Source organism: Dellaglioa sp. CoH-57-MRSF-17 (genome assembly GCF_056782015.1).
This window is the reverse complement of record NZ_JBXAXY010000186.1, coordinates 1-235: the sequence shown is the minus strand read 5'-3', so window position 1 is coordinate 235 and position 235 is coordinate 1. Positions and strand designations below refer to the sequence as shown.

The 235-nt window shown below is 73.2% G+C and carries 1 protein-coding gene; it reads right to left on the bottom strand.

Going from position 1 to position 235, the window contains the following annotated elements; genetic code table 11:
* Positions 1-235 (bottom strand): hypothetical protein (locus AC1RPJ_RS08335; protein WP_481762941.1); only part of this gene is annotated, 235 nt, incomplete at both ends.

Below are 235 nucleotides of genomic sequence, written 5' to 3'. Positions count from 1 at the left end.
CGGGCCGGGGTGCTCGCGTCGGCGGAGCGCCCGGTCAGGTGCCGGTACAGCAGCGTGTAGACGTGCAGGTCGTCCCGGAGCTGGCGGGGTGTGACGGCGAGCACGGTCCGGGAGTCGTAACCGGCCGTCAACGGGAGGCTCAGCGGGAATCGCCGGCCGGCAGCAGCGATCGAAGCCGACAGCTGCGCCGCGGCCGTCGCACCAGCCTCCTTTCGGGTGTGCGCGGTAAGGGGAC